Annotated in this window: 15 protein-coding genes; 12 read left to right on the forward strand and 3 right to left on the reverse strand. The window is 43.4% G+C overall.

The genetic code is table 11. The features are described 5' to 3' along the window. The first annotated feature begins 311 nt into the window (after positions 1 to 311). The 5 genes from bioA (at position 312) to RTJ53_RS03445 (ending at position 8,535) form a co-directional block, all read left to right on the forward strand. A complete protein-coding gene (gene bioA, locus RTJ53_RS03425) occupies positions 312 to 1,679 on the forward strand; it encodes an adenosylmethionine--8-amino-7-oxononanoate transaminase (RefSeq protein ID WP_312275838.1) in 1,368 nt (455 codons plus the stop codon). A 275-nt stretch (positions 1,680 to 1,954) separates the two neighbouring features. Next, on the forward strand, positions 1,955 to 2,815 hold the full coding sequence (locus RTJ53_RS03430; RefSeq protein ID WP_312275839.1) for a 16S rRNA (uracil(1498)-N(3))-methyltransferase: 861 nt from the start codon (positions 1,955 to 1,957) through the stop codon (positions 2,813 to 2,815). A gap of 2 nt (positions 2,816 to 2,817) precedes the next feature. Continuing rightward, entirely contained in the window at positions 2,818 to 4,662 is a 1,845-nt protein-coding gene (locus RTJ53_RS03435) for a putative bifunctional diguanylate cyclase/phosphodiesterase (protein ID WP_312275840.1), read from the forward strand. Between the two features lie 150 nt (positions 4,663 to 4,812). Continuing rightward, complete coding sequence (locus tag RTJ53_RS03440) at positions 4,813 to 6,606, forward strand: acyl-CoA dehydrogenase C-terminal domain-containing protein (RefSeq protein ID WP_312275841.1); 1,794 nt, start codon at positions 4,813 to 4,815, stop codon at positions 6,604 to 6,606. A 144-nt stretch (positions 6,607 to 6,750) separates the two neighbouring features. After that, positions 6,751 to 8,535, forward strand: coding sequence for an acyl-CoA dehydrogenase C-terminal domain-containing protein (locus RTJ53_RS03445; protein WP_312275842.1), 1,785 nt, complete (start codon positions 6,751 to 6,753; stop codon positions 8,533 to 8,535). A 59-nt stretch (positions 8,536 to 8,594) separates the two neighbouring features. Here RTJ53_RS03445 and RTJ53_RS03450 read toward each other — a convergent pair whose 3' ends face one another. From RTJ53_RS03450 to clpB, 3 genes are all read right to left on the reverse strand, one after another. Next, positions 8,595 to 8,837: a hypothetical protein gene (locus tag RTJ53_RS03450; RefSeq protein WP_312275843.1), complete on the reverse strand. Its 243-nt coding sequence runs from the start codon at positions 8,835 to 8,837 to the stop codon at positions 8,595 to 8,597. A gap of 200 nt (positions 8,838 to 9,037) precedes the next feature. Further along, on the reverse strand, positions 9,038 to 9,613 hold the full coding sequence (dcd, locus tag RTJ53_RS03455; protein WP_007116249.1) for a dCTP deaminase: 576 nt from the start codon (positions 9,611 to 9,613) through the stop codon (positions 9,038 to 9,040). Between the two features lie 106 nt (positions 9,614 to 9,719). Next, on the reverse strand, positions 9,720 to 12,317 hold the full coding sequence (clpB, locus tag RTJ53_RS03460; RefSeq protein ID WP_312275844.1) for an ATP-dependent chaperone ClpB: 2,598 nt from the start codon (positions 12,315 to 12,317) through the stop codon (positions 9,720 to 9,722). A gap of 673 nt (positions 12,318 to 12,990) precedes the next feature. On the opposite strand from clpB, the gene RTJ53_RS03465 reads away from it, so the two are divergent. From RTJ53_RS03465 to RTJ53_RS03495, 7 genes are all read left to right on the forward strand, one after another. Further along, on the forward strand, positions 12,991 to 14,154 hold the full coding sequence (locus RTJ53_RS03465) for a zinc-dependent alcohol dehydrogenase (protein WP_036605031.1): 1,164 nt from the start codon (positions 12,991 to 12,993) through the stop codon (positions 14,152 to 14,154). A gap of 166 nt (positions 14,155 to 14,320) precedes the next feature. Then, positions 14,321 to 15,049, forward strand: a complete 729-nt coding sequence (otsB, locus tag RTJ53_RS03470; RefSeq protein WP_312275845.1) for a trehalose-phosphatase — start codon at positions 14,321 to 14,323, stop codon at positions 15,047 to 15,049. Further along, positions 15,037 to 16,452 (forward strand): alpha,alpha-trehalose-phosphate synthase (UDP-forming), encoded by a 1,416-nt coding sequence (locus RTJ53_RS03475; RefSeq protein ID WP_312275846.1) that lies wholly within the window; start codon positions 15,037 to 15,039, stop codon positions 16,450 to 16,452. The genes otsB and RTJ53_RS03475 overlap by 13 nt, the downstream gene beginning before the upstream one ends. 54 nt (positions 16,453 to 16,506) lie before the next feature. Further along, positions 16,507 to 17,604, forward strand: coding sequence for an acyl-CoA dehydrogenase (locus tag RTJ53_RS03480; RefSeq protein WP_312275847.1), 1,098 nt, complete (start codon positions 16,507 to 16,509; stop codon positions 17,602 to 17,604). Beyond that, a complete protein-coding gene (locus RTJ53_RS03485) occupies positions 17,592 to 18,413 on the forward strand; it encodes a PIG-L deacetylase family protein (protein WP_312275848.1) in 822 nt (273 codons plus the stop codon). Before RTJ53_RS03480 ends, RTJ53_RS03485 begins: the two co-directional genes overlap by 13 nt. Continuing rightward, entirely contained in the window at positions 18,406 to 19,008 is a 603-nt protein-coding gene (locus RTJ53_RS03490; protein ID WP_312275849.1) for a class I SAM-dependent DNA methyltransferase, read from the forward strand. Before RTJ53_RS03485 ends, RTJ53_RS03490 begins: the two co-directional genes overlap by 8 nt. A gap of 14 nt (positions 19,009 to 19,022) precedes the next feature. Then, positions 19,023 to 19,730, forward strand: a complete 708-nt coding sequence (locus RTJ53_RS03495; RefSeq protein ID WP_312275850.1) for a glycosyltransferase family 2 protein — start codon at positions 19,023 to 19,025, stop codon at positions 19,728 to 19,730. Positions 19,731 to 19,886 lie beyond the last annotated feature (156 nt).

A 19,886-nucleotide genomic window follows, 5' to 3' on the forward strand; every position in this document is an offset into this window, starting at 1 on the left:
ACCCCACCAAACCGTTGGTTGTATGTGTTATTGACTTCCCGCCCTTACTACCCTGTCTAGCGCTGTCTGTGCAAGCATTGCTGTGCAATACCATCGATCTGTCAAAATAAAAATAGATGATGCCTCTATGCACTTTTGGGTGGTAATGCTTTTGTATTTTTTATCGAAAATTTATAGTACGTAAATTCTGTGATAATTATCGTTCGTATTATTATTATCATTATCACTCATAGCATTAGAAGACTTGCGATTTCAAGCGTTTTTTCTTGGGTCAAAAGTGCTACAATGTGACAAAAAATTTTGAGACCCTTATGAATAACGCGTTATGGCTTCCTTGCACACAGATGCAAGCCCTTGAAAACAATCCTCCACTCCACCTCGTCAAAGCTCAAGGCAATCAATTATATGATCAGGACGGTAACGCCTATTACGATATGATTAGCTCATGGTGGGTCAATTTACATGGACATTGCCATCCCTTTATCAACGAAAAAATAAAACAGCAGCTCGATACGCTTGAGCATACTTTAATCGCTAGTGTCACTCACCCGCCGATTTTGACGCTTGCAGAAAAATTGGTTGCCATCACGCCCAAATCACTAACCAAAGCTTTTTTTGCCGACAGTGGCTCAGGGGCGGTGGAAGTCGCGCTTAAGATGAGTTTGCAGTACTGGCAGCAATCAGGGCAAACGCAAAAAACCAAATTTATCTCATTGGAACACGGTTATCACGGTGAAACCGTTGGCAGCCTTGCGGTGACAGATATCCCGTTGTTTAGTGAGCAATACAAAGATTTGATTGTCAGTCAAATTCGTATTCCTTCTCCCGCGCATATTTTCAATACTGACGCTATCGCAGCGCAGCTGCATGAGCAAAAAAGCTTGGATGCACTAGAACGCATCTTGGCAGAAAAATCCCGCGATATCTGTGCGATTATCCTTGAACCTTTGGTACAAGGGGCGGCTGGCATGGCGATGTATTCTGCTAATTATTTGCTTGGCGTTGCCAAACTTGCGCACCATTATCACATCCACGTGATATATGATGAGATTGCCGTGGGTTTTGGTCGTACAGGTACTATGTTTGCGGTAGAGCAAATGCTAGCCTTGGCAGATGCGGATAAACAAGACGATTATTGCCCTAACTTTATCTGTCTGTCAAAAGGTCTAACGGCAGGCTATTTGCCAATGTCTTGCGTCATGACAACCGATGATGTTTATCAAGCTTTTTATGATGACAAAGTGGAAAAAGGGTTTCTACATTCGCATAGTTTTACTGGCAACCCATTGGCTTGTAGCGCGGCTTTGGCGTCGCTTGAACTGTTTGAACGCGATAATGTCTTGCTACACAACCAATCCCTTATCCAAGCGATGGCGCATGGCTTGCAGCAATTAGCTGACGCTAATTTACCCATAAAGTTTGTACGTCAAACCGGCATGATTGCAGCTTTTACCTTGGATTTTTCTCAAAATTTGGGCAAAGCTTTTGCCAATTTATGCCTTGAACAAGGCGTGATGATTCGCCCGATTGGCAACCATGTTTATCTTATTCCGCCTTATTGCACCACCCCGGCAGAGCTTGGGCACATTTTTGGCATATTAAATCATTGTTTGCAAAAGCTTTGTGACAATCTCCCAAAAATACCTAAAGGCTCGTCTCAGGCCATTGATTTGCCTTAAGCCTTTGCTAAGGCTTCATGAAATTTACTGACTAATTAACCAATTAATTGTAAATAAATGTTTGTTATTATCATCCATCGTCAAAAGCTAGGAATTGTTACAAACGTTCAATTCTTACAGTATTCTAAAAAATTGTATTAGAATTCACAGCTTATGCCTACATTGCTAATATTTAACGTATAATCCATGAGATTATCGTCAAAAAAATATTTAACTTTTGTAGGTATTTTAACCAACTTAGCTTAACTTAATCGTGAAACTGACCTAGATGATTTATGCGTAGATTTTTTTATAACCAACTAAATTCGCTACAAGTTGGCAGCACTGTGCCTTTGACCGAAGAGATTTTTCATCATTGGTGTAAAGTGTTAAGAGCAAGTATCGGCGAACAAGCGTTGTTTTTTGATGGTCAAGGTGGTGAATATACCGTCACTTTAACGGATATCACTAAAAAACAAGCACTCGTTACCATTAACGATTTTAATCCGATCAATCGAGCTTTGCCATTTACTGTCAACATTGCCTTGGTTATGAGCCGTGGCGAGCGCATGGATTATGCCATTCAAAAAGCCACAGAGCTTGGGGTGTCATCGATTCAACTGCTCACAAGCCAACATGGCGAAGTACGCCTAAAAGCAGACCAAGCTGATAAAAAGCTCGCCCACTGGCAGCAGGTTGCGGTATCGGCATGTGAACAATGTGGGCTTAATATTGTGCCAACATTGCTGGCACCAAAAGCTTTTAGCGACTGGATTGATGAGCCAGCAGGCGTGTCCACTTCTGCCAACGTGACCAAATTAATTTTAGCCGTTCCTGCTGATGACAGTGGCGTGGCGACACTTTGTCATGACATTGAGCGTAGCGATATTGAACGTAATGAGATTGAACCCATCACGCCCTATACCAACCCACTATCTCAGATAACAAAGCATTTTAGACAGTGTTCTTTAGCCCAATTTTGGTTACTCATTGGGGCAGAAGGTGGGTTTTCAGAGCAAGAAGTAACGCAAGCTATTGAGCGAGGTTTTATGCCTTGGCAAATTGGCGAGCGTGTGCTACGAACTGAGACAGCCCCTGTTGTCGCATTGTCTTCATTGTTGACGCTACATCAAACTTTGACCCTTGCACAGGAATAATCATGTCACTGAATAACAAATCAGTCATGCCAAAAGACCATCGTGATTGCTTTACAGGAGCTAACAAGTTTCGTCATGATGAGTTAAGTGAGTATGGGTTTATTGTCGATAGCCATTTTTTTGACAAACAAATTTCGCCTGAACATCAAAATGCGATGTTTGCCTCGGTTTTTTCAAAAATCCATGATGGCATTTTTATGCTTGATGAACAGCTACGTTTTATCTGTGTCAATCAGCAATTTTTAAATATTACTGCCTTGCCACGCGATCAGGTGATAGGTAGCCCGTTTTATTTTTATGCGTATAAGACCTACGCCCCACACTTACAGCAAGCGATTGCCGCCATCATTACCAAACTGGACAATCGACAATCAATTTCGACCAATTTAGTGCTTTCTTATCAAAATTCACCTGAAGTGGCGGTTTGGCTAGATATCTCCGTGTGTGAAGTCGATGATAATCGGGTGGTGTATGTCGGGTTACTCACCAATTTAACCAAAAAAGATGCGCAGCTTAGCCACACCTTACATCTCTACAATTATGATGAATTAACGGGTCTGCCCAATTACGATACTTTTTATGACAAGTTAAAAAGCTGTATTGACTACTACCAGGCAGCCGATAATCAGCGCGGGTGTATGGGGGTATTGCTACGCATCAATATTGATAAATTGCAGTCTTTTAACATCAGCCTTGGCATTGAAAATACCAATACGCTGATTCAAGGTTTTGTCAAACGGGTAAAATCCTTAAAAATTTCGGGTGCCAGTTTAGTCACTTTTTCGCGGTTTGGGGGTGATAGTTTTGCTGCAATGATTTCGGTACAATACCTTGATGCCGCGCATCACTACGTGGCAGCGCTCAAACAGTTATTTGACTTACCTTTTAGCATTGACAACCAATCAATTTATTTAAGGCTGTCGATTGGCGCCTCGATTTTCCCCACTCATACCCAAGATGCTCAGACATTGCTATTGCAAGCAGACACGGCGTTAAAACATGCGCGGCTTATCAGTGATGAAGATTGTGTTTGGTATGATGACAACCAGCAAAAAGGCAATTTTAAAGACATTCATTTGCTAAGCGCCTTTAAAAATGCGTTATTAAAACAGCAAATTTTGCCTCACTTTCAGCCCAAGCTAAAGTTTGCACAACCTGACTTGCCGATGTTTGAAGCGCTGGTGCGCTGGGAGCATCCCACCCTTGGACTCCTCTATCCCAACGATTTTTTGGCGGAGGTGCTCGATAAGTCATCGCAGCCGCTATTTGAAAAAATCGTGTTAGCTTGTATTGAGCAGATTTTGACATGGCGTGAGATGGGCTATAACTGCCTCATCTGTATCAATATTGATACTCGCCAATTGATTAGTGACAAATTTATTGAGTTTATTGAAGGGACAACACAGCAGTATAGTTGGCTTGCCCAATTAATCAGTTTTGAAATCACGGAAGTCTGCAAAATCCATGATGAATTAAAAGCGCAGGTGATGCTAGCAAAACTGCGCCAGTATGGTTTTAGTATATCGATTGATGACTTTGGTACAGGCTTTGCTGCGATGCAATATTTGATTAAATATCCGATTGATGTGCTCAAAATTGATCGCTTATTTATCACAGATATTCTACAAGACCCAAAAAAACAAGTGATTGTCAAATCAGTGATTGATATGGCGCATTCGCTATCTATGAAAGCCTTGGCTGAGGGTGTCTCTAACTGTGAAGAAATTGAATATTTGCGTAGCCTTGGTTGTGATTTGATTCAAGGCTTTGGTTTTGGTGTACCCATGTCTAGTAAAGATACCACCGATTGGCTCAAAGCCAACTATAAACCAAACTATTTGCTATAAGTTTTAATTAGACCAATTAGATTTTTTTATGACCCTATAGTCATGTTAGCACCTTGTCACCTTTGCCAAATTTTCCTATCTTAGAGATATAAAACCTTAGTAATGGGGTAGGTTTTTTTGTCTTTTTAAAACACTAATCAAGGATATCGTATGCAATATAAAGCACCGCTTCGTGATATGAAATTTGTCATGCATGAATTATTAAAATTTGAAGATCACTACAAAACCATTCCTAGCTATGCCCATACGGATAAAGAAACGATTGATAGTTTCATAGAAGCAGGTGCAAGCTTCTCTGAAGCAGAATTATCACCCCTCAATCGTTCAGGCGATGAAGAAGGCTGTCGTTTTGAAAATGGTAATGTATATACGCCAAAAGGCTTTAAAGAAGCGTATAAACAATACTGTGAATTAGGCTTTCCTTCTTTATGTGCCGATGAAGAATTTGGCGGTCAAGGTATGCCATTGTCATTGGGTTCAGCAGTCAATGAAATGGTAGGTACGGCTAACTGGTCTTTCTCAATGTACCCAGGTCTCTCTGAAGGTGCCATCCGTACGCTAGAACACCACGGTACCGATGAACAAAAACAAAAATATTTATTAAAACTCGTCAGCGGTGAGTGGACGGGTACCATGTGTCTGACCGAAGCGCATGCAGGTTCTGATTTAGGTATTATCCGCAGCAAAGCTGAACCCAATGAAGACGGTTCATACGCTATCACCGGTCAAAAAATCTTTATCTCAGCGGGCGAACACGACATGGCAGACAACATTGTCCATATCGTACTAGCGCGTTTACCGGGTGCACCAGCAGGTACCAAAGGTATCTCATTGTTCATCGTACCAAAATTCAATGTCAACGAAGATGGCTCTATCGGTGAGCGTAACCCTGTTACCTGTGGTTCGATTGAACACAAAATGGGTATTAAAGCCTCTGCAACTGCGGTACTAAACTTTGATAAAGCTAAAGGTTACTTGATTGGACCTGAAAACAAAGGTCTAAACTGTATGTTTACCTTCATGAATACTGCCCGTATTGGTACTGCGATTCAAGGTTTAACTGCGGCTGAATTGGCTTTCCAAGGTGGTTTAAGCTACGCTAAAGAACGTCTTGCGATGCGCGCATTAAGCGGTGCAAAAGCCCCAGAACAAGCGGCTGACCCAATCATCGTCCATCCAGCCGTGCGCAACATGGTATTAACTTGTAAAGCGTTTGCTGAAGGTGGCCGTGCGCTAGTCTACTATCTATCACAATTCTCTGATGTGGTAACTAAAGGTGAAGGCGAAACACAAGCCTACGCTGACCAGATGTTGTCTTTTTTAACACCAATTGCCAAAGCCTTCTTAACTGAAACGGGTTATGAAGCAGCCAATCACGGTGTGCAAGTGTATGGTGGTCACGGCTTTATCCGTGAATGGGGCATGGAACAAAACGTACGTGATACGCGTATTGCTTGTTTATATGAAGGTACCACTGAAATCCAATCACTTGACTTGTTAGGCCGTAAAGTATTGGGTTCACAAGGTAAAATGCTAGCTAACTTTAGCAAAGTCATTTATCAATTCTGTGAAGAAAACAAAGACAACGATGCGATGGGTGAATTCATTCGTCCACTAGCCCGTTTGAATAAAGAATGGGGCGATTTGACCGCTCGCATTGGTATGCAAGCCACTGAAAATCCTGATGCAGTGGGTGCAGCGGCTGTTGACTACATGTACTATAGTGGCTATATCACCCTAGCTTACCTATGGGCGCGTATGGCGTTAGTCGCTCAGCAAGCGCTCGAAGGCGACACCACTGAGACTAAATTCTATCAAGCGAAAATCAAAACCGCTCAGTTCTACTTTGCAAAACTATTGCCTCGCACCTTAACTTACGTCAAACGTATTGATACAGGGCTTGAGCCATACATGACTATGGAAGTTGACGAATTCCAATTCTAATTTTTTACTAAGCTATCCAGTGTAGTAATAAAATTATGATAGAATCATTGATAGTTTAATTCTTTATTCAATCCTTAGGTAGCAAAAGCTGTCTAAGGATTTGTCTCATTTCGAATTACGAGCTAACCCATAAAAGGAAATAATATGCCTATTTATAATGCGCCAATTCAAGACATGAAATTCATTTTAAATGATGTATTCAATGCAGCTGATTTTTGGCAAAAAAATGAACAGTTAGCCCATGTTGACAGTGATACGGTCAATATGATTTTAGAAGAAATGTCAAAATTTGCTAAAAACACGTTACTGCCCATCAACCGCTCAGGCGATGAAGAAGGGGCACAATATCTGGGTGAAGGCAAAGTAAAAACACCCACTGGCTTTAAAGCAGCATTTGACGAATACGCACAAGGCGGCTGGATTGGTCTAGGCGGCGATCCAAATCATGGCGGTCAAGGTATGCCAAAAATGGTTACGATGCTCGCTGAAGAGATGGTATTTACCGCCAACCAATCATTCGCGCTCTATCCAAACCTATCAGGTGGCGCGTGCATGTGTATCTATAACGCAGGCTCGGAAGAACAAAAACAAACCTACCTAGAAAAAATCTACTCAGGTGAGTGGACAGGTACGATGTGTTTGACCGAACCGCACGCAGGTACGGATTTGGGTATCATCAAAACCAAAGCCGTGCCAAACCAAGATGGTAGCTACAATATTACAGGTACCAAAATTTTTATCACCGCAGGTGAACATGACTTAGCGGACAACATCATCCATTTGGTATTGGCAAAAACCCCAGATGCCCCAGCAGGCTCAAAAGGGATTTCATTGTTTATCGTACCCAAATTCCATGTGAATGCGGATGGCTCATTGGGCGAGCGTAACGCGGTAAGCTGCGGCTCTATCGAGCACAAAATGGGTATCAAAGCGTCAGCCACTTGCGTCATGAACTTTGATGGTGCCAAAGGCTTTATGGTAGGCGCGGAAAATACCGGTCTTGCTTCCATGTTTATCATGATGAACTATGAGCGTTTGACGATGGGGTTGCAAGGTATCGGTGGCGCTGAGTTAGCGTATCAAAACGCCACAGCTTATACCCTTGACCGTATCCAAGGTCGCGCCGATAGCGGTATCCAAGAGCCAAACAAAGCCGCTGACCCAATCGTATTTCATGCCGACGTTCGCCGTATGCTGTTAAATGCCAAAACCATCAGTGAAGCGTCACGTTGCTTTGCGATGTATGTCGCCAAAGAACTCGATACCAACAAATATACCGATGATGCTGAAGCAAGAAAAGCTGCTGATGACCGCGTTGCTCTTTTGACGCCAGTTGCTAAAGCATTCTTAACAGACCGTGGGCTTGAGGCATCAATTGATGCACAGCAATGCTTTGGTGGTCATGGCTATATCCGTGAATGGGGAATGGAACAAATCGTACGTGATACCCGTATCTCGCAAATTTATGAAGGGACCAATGGTATCCAATCACTTGACTTGTTGGGTCGTAAAGTGGTGAAAAACGGCGGTGCGTTTGTGACAACGTATGTGCAAGAAATGCGTGATTTTGCCAATAACATGAACGCAGACCATGCCATCAAACAAGCAATTTTAACATCAGCGGATAAACTCGAAGACTTAACCAAAGCGGTGGTAGCAGCGGCAGCGGTCAACAAAGACGAAATCAATGGCTGTGCGGTTGATTATTTACAAGCCTTTGGTTATGTCAGCTTTACTTATATGTTTGGCTTGATGGTTGAAGCGGCAAATGGCAAAGAAGGCGACTTTTATGCCAATAAAGCAAAATTAGCAGATTACTATGTCGGTCGTATGTTGCCACGCTTAGATGCGCATATTGCGATGGTAAAAGCAACAAGCCAACCCATCACAGCGTTTGACCGCGATTATTTTGCGGCAACCATTGCTTAATCCCTACTTAAACATAAAAAAATCGGCCACTTGAGCCGATTTTTTTATAGATTAACATGTTAGCGAAGCATATCGTCATCGTCATCTACTAACGATTCATCTTCATCAAAATCAAAGTCTTCATATTCATAATCCGCTGAGTCGTTTTCTTCAACGACAGCAACGCACTCTTCATATAATTCAAAAATATATTCTTTGATATCACTTTCTTGCTTGTGTTTATTTGGCGTGAGTTTGGCTTCTTCTTCATAGATGAATTTTGCCAAATTTAGCGCGACATAGTTATTACTTAGTTCAATCATGATGTTATCCTTATTATGTGCGGTATTATTATTTTAAAACGGTAGCGATAACGCATCGTTAGTATGACATATTCAAAACTAGAAAGCTTAAAGCAGTTGTAAGCTCGTGTAAAATTTTAGCGTTTAGCAATTTGTCGCCATAAAATATAAAACCCACCGAAGTGGGTCTATATTACTGCTTAATGCTTATCTTTTGCCATTTACGCTTTGGGTAAAGTCACGCCCATTTGACCTTGGTACTTACCGCCACGGTCTTTGTATGAAGTTTCGCACACATCATCGGCATCACTTTGGAAAAATAGCATTTGCGCCACGCCTTCGCCTGCATAGATACGCGCCGGCAAGTTGGTGGTATTACTAAATTCAAGCGTCACATGCCCTTCCCATTCTGGCTCAAGCGGCGTGACATTGACAATAATACCGCAGCGCGCATAGGTAGATTTCCCCAAACAAATGGTCAATACATCGCGGGGAATACGAAAATACTCGACAGTACGAGCCAAGGCAAATGAGTTGGGCGGGATGATACATTCATCGCCCACGATATCAATAAAGCTACGCTCATCAAAGTTTTTTGGGTCAACGATGGCAGAATGGACATTGGTAAACACTTTAAATTCGCGCGCACAGCGGACATCATAACCATAGCTTGAGGTGCCATAGCTGACCAATTTTTGTCCCTGCTCGCCCACACGTACTTGACCTGCTTCAAATGGCTCAATCATGCCATGCTCTTGTGCCATTTGGCGTATCCAGCGGTCGGATTTGATCGACATTTTGTTTCCTCAAATTTTAAATTTAGGCAGAATTATACTGTAATTTGCTACACATAGGCGAAAAAAAACGGCTTTCAAGTGAGAGCCGTTTTTTTTGGTGAGAAAATTAACTCATACGCAATTTATCAAAGGTCAATTTATCTTGGGCATCGACATCCACTTTGATGGTATCACCCGCCACAAACTCACCCGATAGCAATTTGACTGATAGCGGATTCTCGATTTCTTGCTGGATGGCGCGTTTTAGTGGTCTTGCACCATACACAGGGTCATAACCCACAGCGACCAATTGATTCATGGCTTCATCTGACAACACAATATTCATGTCACGCTCTTGAAGACGTTTGCGTAAGCGTGAGAGTTGAATATCTGCAATACCCGCCATTTGCTCTTGCCCAAGTGGATGGAATACTACGATTTCATCAATACGGTTGACAAATTCTGGGCGAAAATGCTGATTGACTGAATTCATCACTGCCGCTTTGATTTCTTCGTAGCTATCGCCTGCCATTTCTTGGATTTTATGCGAGCCAAGGTTTGAGGTCATGATAATGACGGTGTTTTTAAAGTCCACAACGCGACCTTGGCTGTCGGTCAAGCGACCATCGTCTAGCACTTGTAGTAGGATATTAAACACATCCGGATGCGCTTTTTCTACTTCATCAAACAATACCACACTGTAGGGTCGGCGGCGTACCGCTTCAGTCAACACCCCACCTTCTTCATAACCCACGTAGCCTGGGGGTGCGCCGACAAGACGGCTGACACTGTGTTTTTCCATAAATTCAGACATATCAATACGAATCATGGCGTTTTCATCATCAAACAAGAAACTTGCCAATGATTTGGTCAATTCAGTTTTACCCACCCCTGTCGGACCTAGGAACAAGAACGAACCACTGGGACGATTGGGGTCAGACAGCCCTGCACGACTACGGCGCACCGCATTGGCGACTGCTTGTACCGCTTCATCTTGACCGACTACACGCTCGTGCAGTTTTTCTTCCATGTGCAGCATTTTTTCACGTTCGCCTTGCATCATTTTGGTAACAGGAATGCCTGTTGCAGCAGCAACGACTTCAGCGATTTCGTTTTCGGTGACTTTGTTACGTAGCAGTTTGACGCTTGGCGCTTCCCCTGCTTGCTCTTTTTGCTCAGCCAAGTCAGAGTCTTTAATACGTTTTTCCAGTTGTGGAATGGTTTCGTATTGCAGTTTTGACATGGTCTCGTAGTCACCTTCACGCTGGGCTTTTTCATAGGCGATACGTGCTTTATCAAGCTCGTCTTTGAGCTGCTGGCTACCTTTAACGAGGGCTTTTTCTGCTTGCCAAATTTCATTTAAATCTGCGTATTCTTTTTCAAGCTCGCTGATTTGGGTGTCGAGCAGTTTTAGCTGTGATTTCGCGCCTTCGTCATCTTCATGCTTTAAGGTTTCACGTTGCATTTTAAGCTGAATCAAACGGCTGTCTAATTTACCCAAGGCTTCTGGTTTACTATCAAGTTCCATTTTTAGACGGCTAGCCGCTTCATCCACCAAGTCAATGGCTTTGTCAGGTAGCATACGGTCGGTGATGTAACGGTTACTCATCCGCGCGGCGGCAATAATCGCACTGTCTTGGATATCAACCCCATGATGCAGTTCATAACGCTCTTTTAGACCACGCAAAATGGCAATGGTATCTTCCACGGTAGGCTCATCAACCAATACTTTTTGAAAACGACGCTCAAGGGCGGCATCTTTTTCGATATATTGGCGGTATTCATCAAGGGTAGTCGCACCCACGCAGTGAAGCTCACCACGCGCTAACGCAGGTTTGAGCATATTACCTGCATCCATCGCGCCATCGGCTTTACCCGCACCGACCATGGTATGAATTTCATCAATGAATAAAATGACTTGCCCTTCGCTTTTTGCTAGGTCGTTCAGTACCGCTTTTAGGCGTTCTTCAAACTCACCACGGAATTTTGCCCCCGCAATCAGTGCGCCCAAATCAAGCGATAATACGCGTTTGTTGCGCAAGCCTTCTGGCACGTCACCATTTACGATTTTTTGTGCCAATCCTTCGACAATGGCCGTTTTACCTACCCCCGGCTCACCAATGAGCACAGGGTTGTTTTTGGTACGGCGTGACAACACTTGAATGGTACGGCGGATTTCGTCATCACGCCCAATCACGGGGTCAAGTTTGCCCGATTCGGCACGTGCGGTTAAATCGATGGTATATTTGTTTAAGGCATCACGTTGGTCTTCGCTATTTTGTGTATCCACTTTATCACCCCCACGAATAAAATTAATGACTTGTCTTAGTTTTGGCTCATTGACCCCTGCTTTTGTGAGCAGTTTTGCGGTATCGCCCGTCTCTGCTAGGGCAACCAGCACCCAGTCAGTAGATAAGAACTGATCGCCCGCTTTTTGCGCGTGGCGCTCGGCTAGATTTAAAATCTTAACCGTATTTGGGCTGAGATTGACATCACCTGTGGGTGTACCAATCACCGCTTGGTTGTTGAGCGATTGTTGTACTTCGGTTTTTAACTGGCTTAAGTTTGCGCCTGCCTGTTCATACACATTGGCATTACTCGGTTCATTGAGTAGCACTGACAATAAATGAATCGGCTCAATCGCGGTATGATCACGAGTGACAGCGAGCGTTTGTGCCTGCTGAACCGCGTTTTGTAAGGCATTAGTAAATTTATCAAATTGCATTATTATTTTTCCTTTTAGCTTTGAACTAATTAGCTTTGAACTAAAATTGATATGGTGTTTTGATAAATCGTTTCAATATCCACCTTTAAATTTTTTTAATTGTCAATGTTTTTTTTGATGATTGATGATGGCTGTATTTTCAATTATCACTTGGGTCAATAGCTTGCAAAATTTATCGTGTTACCTATTAAAAATTGTCAATAAAAATGTCAATAAAGTCATGGATAACCAAAGCTTGGCTTATCGTATAACTTCCAAAGGGATATACCTAATCAGTTTTACTGGCTGAATTTTCGGTGTTGGCTGATATGCGTTTACTTTATTAGCAAATTAGTAGCGTAGTAGCACCTTGATTTTTTATCAGCCGCCTTGACCGTTATTTTTTAGAAAACTTACGCGAACTAAAGTTTAAGCCATAGCTAAAAATTCATACTAAAATTTTATGGACAATTATTAAAATTATATAATATTTTCAATGGTTTATTTTAGGATTGCTTACATTACATTAACCTATCTACTACATGAATAGACAACAACCATGCATGGCGCATGTTACTCTGCAAAACGTCAAATGATAACGCCCCATAAAATATTAGTTCAGTGGCGCTGCTTTATTTGGTCAAATAACAGTCAAAAAACAATAACAGCAAAACAACAACTAGGAGTTATACCCATGCGCGCATTAACCTACCATGGTGCCAAAGATGTTCGAGTCGACAATGTTCCCGACCCACAGTTACAAGCCAAAGATGATATTATCTTAAAAGTTACCGCTACCGCCATTTGTGGTTCGGACTTACATCTATACCGTGGCAAAATCCCTGCAACTGAAGAAGGCGATATTTTTGGTCATGAATTTATGGGGGTTGTCGAAGAAGTGGGCGCCGATGTCACAGCGGTAAAAAAAGGCGATCGCGTGGTGATACCATTTGTAATTGCCTGTGGTAGCTGCTTTTTTTGTCAAAATGATTTAATGGCAGCCTGTGAGACCACCAATGAGGGTCCAGGCGCGGCGATGAACAAAAAGCTTATTCCGCCACCTTCGGCATTGTTCGGTTTTAGCCATTTATATGGCGGTGTGCCGGGTGGACAAGCGGAATATGTTCGCGTACCAAAAGCCAATTTTGGTCCTTTTAAAGTCCCAGGTTCATTGCCTGATGAGAAAGTGTTATTCTTATCGGATATTTTGCCGACTGCATGGCAGGCGGTGACGAATGCCAATGTTACCAAAGGTTCGACTTTGGCTATCTATGGTGCAGGACCTGTGGGCTTGTTATCAGCTGCCTGTGCTAAAATGTTAGGCGCTGCACAAATATTTATCGTTGACCACAATGACTATCGCCTGCAATACGCACAAGATACGTATGGCGCAATTCCTGTCAATTTTGACAAAGTTGATGCCGCAGAAGCCATTATTGAGCAAACTGCGGGGCATCGTGGTGTCGATGCAGTGATTGATGCCGTCGGTTTTGAATCAAAAGGTAGCATAGTTGAAACGGTATTAACGACGCTCAAACTTGAAGGCTCAAGTGGCGCGGCGTTACGTCAGTGTATGGCAGCGGTACGCCGTGGTGGTACAGTCAGTATTCCTGGGGTGTATGCAGGTCCGATTCATGGTTTCTTGATGGGTGATGCGTTTGACAAAGGATTAACCTTTAAAATGGGTCAAACCCATGTACATAAATACTTGCCACAGCTGCTTGAACATATTGAAAATGGGGATTTATCACCTGAAGCGATTATTACCCATCGTATGAATCTATCGGATGCGGCAAAAGGCTATGAAATCTTTGAAAAACGTGAAGAAGAGTGTCGAAAAGTGATTTTGACACCGTAATTTTACCTTGTCATGGATTTAGCATGATTAATTTAGAATGATAAAATGATAAAAATATAAGATGAGTGTTAGTCACCTTCATACCATTATTAATCATTCAGTCACTAGCCCCTCACAACTTTTAGCTAATAATTTAGCTAAAGTTGTTCAAGGAGTTGGTGATTTTTTGCTATTGTTAGATATTGATGGGACGCTTAGTGAATTTCACCCCGATCCCCAGAAAAGTTTTATCAGCAATGATAATTTAGCAATTTTAGCGCAGTTACAAAATCATTTACCTATTTGGCTAGTGACAGGGCGATCGGTTGCTGATGCTAGACGTTTGACAGCGCCGTTAAAACTGCCGGTGATTGGTAGTCATGGTTTGCAATGTGATACTCTAATTGATGGCTATTCTTTGGTGGACATCGATTTAGCACAGCTACAACAAATTAATCAAAGCGTCATTAACGCTACTGGTAATCATCCACACTGGCGCATTGAGCAAAAACCTTTTGGTGTGGCACTGCATTTTCGTGAGCATCCCGAACTTGCCGCTAGCGCTTTAACCATCATGCAAGCTATTGGGCATGATTTTAATGATTGGCAACTTAAAGCGGGCAAATGTGTGTATGAGCTATTGCCGCAAGGTGTCGATAAAGGCAGTGCCATTAACCATGTCTTAAACCACTATCACCCTCATTGCCGTCCGATATTTATCGGCGATGATGTGACTGATGAAGCAGGATTTATTGCCGTACAAAGTTATGGCGATACATCAAATAAGAAAGGTAGTGATATCAAAGGAATTGGTGTAAAAGTCGGTTGTGAGCCCACCCATGCTCATTATTATGTGAGCGACGTCTCAGCCGTTACCGCATTACTTCAAGGATTATTGACCCTATGTCAAAGTTGATTGTGTTATCGAATCGGGTTAATTTACCTAGTAAACAGTCACCTAAAGCCGTAGCAGGAGGGTTGGCAGTAGCGCTTCAAGAAGCCCTTGCCAAAGATGGCGGTATTTGGGTCGGTTGGAACGGTCAAGTAGTGACAAATATCAGCGATATGCCCGATACTGTCAATCAATTTGCGACTAAGCAGCATGACAAAGTCACCTATGTCACGACGGCTTTTTCACCCATACAATATGAAAAGTATTATTGTGGTTACGCCAATAATCGACTTTGGGCGGGGATGCATGACCGCACGGATTTGATTGTATCAAGTAGTGAAGATTTTAGCGTTTATCAAGCTGTCAATCGTATGTTTGCCAAACAGCTACAGCAAATTGCTCAGCCTGACGATATGATTTGGATACAAGATTATCATTTTTTTGCGGTAGCAAGGCATTGCCGCGACTTAGGCATGAAACAGCGCATTGGCTTTTTTTTGCATATTCCATTTCCCCAGTTATGGGTGTGGGATTTTTTGACCTATGGTCAAACGTTAATCCATCAATTACTCGATTATGATGTGGTTGGATTACAAACCCAACAAGACGCTCAAAATTGTGTCGCGGTGATTGAGCAGCTACTCCCCCACGCCATCCAATTTACTCAAACAAATGCGCGTACACTGATTACCCATGGCAATCACACCACCTTAATACAAGCCTATCCGATTGGTATCAATCCTGTTTATATTCATAAGCTTGCCAAACAACCGCTGTCAGACCAAGCTGTGTTAAAAAATCTCACTTCAACCATCACCACGATTTTAGCGGTGGAACGACTGGATTACACCAAAGGCATTCCCGAACGCTTACAAGCTTTTGCCGCCTTTTTGCAGCGTTATCCGCAATATCTTGAACAGATTCAGCTGTATCAAATTGCTTGCCCGTCCCGTCTTGACATACAGACCTATCAACAGTTACGACAACAAGTGCACACCCTAGTTGAGCAAATTAATAGCCAATTTGCTACTCCCAGTTGGCAACCGATTATCTATCAAGAAGACCCAGTCAGTCATGACAATTTAATGCCTTTATTTAGGCAATGCCAAATTTGTTGGGTTAACTCGCTAAAAGATGGCATGAATTTGGTGGCAAAAGAATATATTGCTGCCCAAGATGAACAAAACGCAGGGATTTTGATTTTGTCTAAAAATGCGGGGGCAGCGCACCAACTTCAGCAAGCTATCTTGGTCGACCCTACGAACAACGACAGCATGATAGAGGGCTTATACCAAGCATTGACCATGACCAAACAACAACGGGAACAACGTCACCAATCGCTACTAAAGAGCATCTATGAAACCGATATTGACACGTGGCGAGCGCATTTTTTGGCAGATTTAACCCACATGGACAAAACCAAATAAGTCAATAAAACAGATAATAAAATAGACAACAAAACAGCCAATGAGAAACTTATAATGACACTAGTGTTGGATTATGCTTTACCTACCGACTACCACCAATCGGACTTGGGCAAATTAATCACCGCTATTTTGCAAGACTTTCGCAGAACGGTTGATACATCACCTAAACTAAGCGATGCTGCTTATGTCACACAATTAAAGCAAACTTTGTCGCAGTTGGTGCTTTTGTCCGCTCAAATTGCCTTGCCTGCTGACGGTCGTACTTTACAGCGCTGGCAAGTATTGGCACAGGTTGCGGCTTGTGATTTGAACTTGGTCAAATTTTTTGAGTCGCATCTTGATGCATTGGCGATTCTGGCAGAATTGGGCGTGGACGACATCGCTGAAGGCCTATGGGCAGTATGGGCAGCAGAAGGCGGTGATGACCCACTGCGTTTTGATGGCGAAAAATGCACGGGACAAAAACTGTGGTGTTCGGGTGCGACATTTGTCGATCATGGCTTGGTTAGTTTCCGAGATGCCCATAATAACGCCCAATTGCTGATGTTAGCCATGAACCAACCGCAAGTGACCATTGATGACAGCGGTTGGTATGCGGTAGGTATGCCCTACACGGCGACAGCCACGCTCCATCTAAAAGGCGCTAACGCCACCCAAGTCATATCAAATGCGATTGCTAAAGGAAGTAGCCCTTATCTCGACCGCCCAGGATTTTGGCAGGGTGCAGCAGGGGTAGCGGCTTGTTGGTATGGCGCGGCAGCCCAGTTGTCACAGTTTTTATTGGATAGTTATCAGCAAAAACCCCAAGCCTTTAAAGCACTTTATCTTGGCGAAGTGTCGCAAGCACTCAGTGTCACCCAAGCGTACTTTTATCAAGTTGCGCAATTAATCGATAGTGAACCTAGCCAAAGTCATGCACTCGCCATCCGTATCTTAAGAGCACAAGTGGAGACTACCGCCATGCTAGTGCTTGAAAAAGTTGGTAAAGCGTTGGGCGCAACGCCTTATTGTAAAAACGCCCATTTCGCACGGCTGTCGGCAGATTTATCGGTATTTATCCGTCAAACCCATGGCGCATTTGACAGTGAAGCGATTGGCAAATTGACTGCCGAACAGCTTGGCGATTCACAGGGGGCATTATGGCAACTGTAGATTCTAAGCCATCCCCATTGCATCCGATTGTGGGTGACCGTTTAATTGCAGGCGACGGCACATCTGCACAAGACTGGCAAGCGTGGCAAGGGTTGGACAGTCTCACCAGACTCGATATATCGACCCATTTTCCCGCCCATCGGCGTGTGTGTATTTTTGCGCCGCACCCAGATGATGAGATTTTGGGCTGCGGTGGGCTGCTGCAAGCGTTGGTGGCTCAAGGCAATCAAATATTGATTGTTAGTGTCACCCAAGGCGAGAAAAGCCACCCCAACTCAGCGCTGTATCCGACCGACAAACTGGCAAAAATCCGAGCACTTGAAAGCCAACTTGCGCTTGAAACGCTCGATAGCAGTTTGGATTTGCCCAATGTGTCGATGGCGAGCTTAAATTTTCCTGATGGCGAAGTTTTTGGGCGACAAGCGGATTTTTTTGACAAGTTAACATCGCTGATTCAGCCCGCTGATATTTTAATCACCCCATTTGCGTACGATGGTCATCCCGACCATGAAGGCACTGGGCAAGTGGTACAGCGTTTTGCCCATGAATTTAAAAGTCGCTTAAATTTAACCTGCTATCAAGTGCTGATTTGGGCATGGCATTGGGCAAAGCCTGGCGATAGCCGTATTCCTTGGCACAAGGCATGGCGATTTGATCTAAGCGAATTGCAGGCTCGGCGAAAAAGTTATGCCATGCGCTGTTTTAGCAGTCAAATCTATGCTGACCCAACAACGGGAACAGCGCCTATTTTGTCAGATACTACATTAACCAGGCTTAGCCAACCGTTTGAGGTATATCTTCATGACTGATGTGTCAGCGTATTTTGCCCAAATTTATGCCGATAGTAGCGACCCCTGGCAATATGAAAAACGCTGGTATGAAGTACGAAAACGCGCGATTTGCTTGTCATTGTTGCCCTACCCGCATTTTGCCAAGGCGATTGAACTGGGCTGTAGCAATGGTGTATTTAGTGAGCAGTTAGCCCAGCGCTGCGATTATTTGAGGTGTGTGGATGGGCAACTTGAGGCAGTCAAACTTGCCAGTGAGCGTCTGCAGAACCAGGCGCATGTGCAAGTTGTGCAAGGCTTGATACCGCAGGATTTGCCCAGTGAGCGATTTGATTTGATTGTAGTCAGTGAGATTTTATACTACTTGGCGCCTGACGCACTGGCCGAAGTCATCGCTTGGCTCAACACTACATTGACCGACAATGGCGTGATTTTAGCCTGTCATTGGCGCTATCCGATTGACGGGTTTCAACTGACAGGCGAAACAGTCCACGACTGTTTGCAACAACAGCTGCACTACCTTCAGCAAAGCCATGTAATTGACCAAGATTTTTTGTTGACCATTTGGCAAGCCAATCACCAAAGCCTTGCCAAGCAAGAAAATCTAGTAGAATAACTGAGAAAAACGTCATGCCAAATACTACCACCCCACAGCGGCGACCCAAAAAAATCGGCATAGTCATCCCTGCTCATAATGAAGCTGATAGTATTAGCGCGTGTTTGGATGCGATAAAACAGGCGATTGCTCAGCTATCAAGCGACATAGCGGTACAAACGGTGGTCGTGCTAGATAGCTGTGATGATGATACCTTATCAAAAGTACAAAACGCCCACGTAGACTGGCTGTGCTGTGAGTTTCGCTGTGTGGGTAAAGTCAGGGATTTGGGCGTGCGCTACTTGATTGAACAGGGGGCTGATTGGATTGCTTGCACCGATGCCGATAGTATGGTGGAAGCTGATTGGTTAATGGCACAAATCAAACACCTAAAAGCCGAACCCACAGCTATGATATGTGGCGTAGTGAGCATCGATTGTTGGGATGCGTTGTCAGAGAGTACCAAACAACAATACCTCGCCCATTATCAAGATTGTATGAATCATCGCCATATTCATGGGGCAAATTTGAGCTTTGCCAGTCAAGATTATTTGACGGTGGGTGGTTTTGATGAATTAACTTGCCATGAAGATGTGGGTTTGGTGAAAAAATTTGAGCAAGCCAATTTACCCATTATTTGGAGTAATTTGGTACGTGTGGTGACTAGCAGTCGCCTTGATGCGCGCGCTGAGGAAGGATTTGCCCATTTTTTAAGGGGTTTAGAGAATCAGCCTTTGGTTTAAATAAAGGTAAAAAGTTGGGTTTAACACAGTTCACTTACAAAACTATTGTGATATTCCTTGCTATCTGTCGGTATTACTATATACTGGACAACAGCTAGAAAGCAGTCAGAAGTTTCAATCGCATTACATTAAGTCTATTCTAAGTTCGTTTCCATT

The sequence above is a fragment of the Moraxella sp. CTOTU46711 genome (assembly GCF_031975715.1).
In the GTDB taxonomy this organism is placed as follows: domain Bacteria; phylum Pseudomonadota; class Gammaproteobacteria; order Pseudomonadales; family Moraxellaceae; genus Faucicola.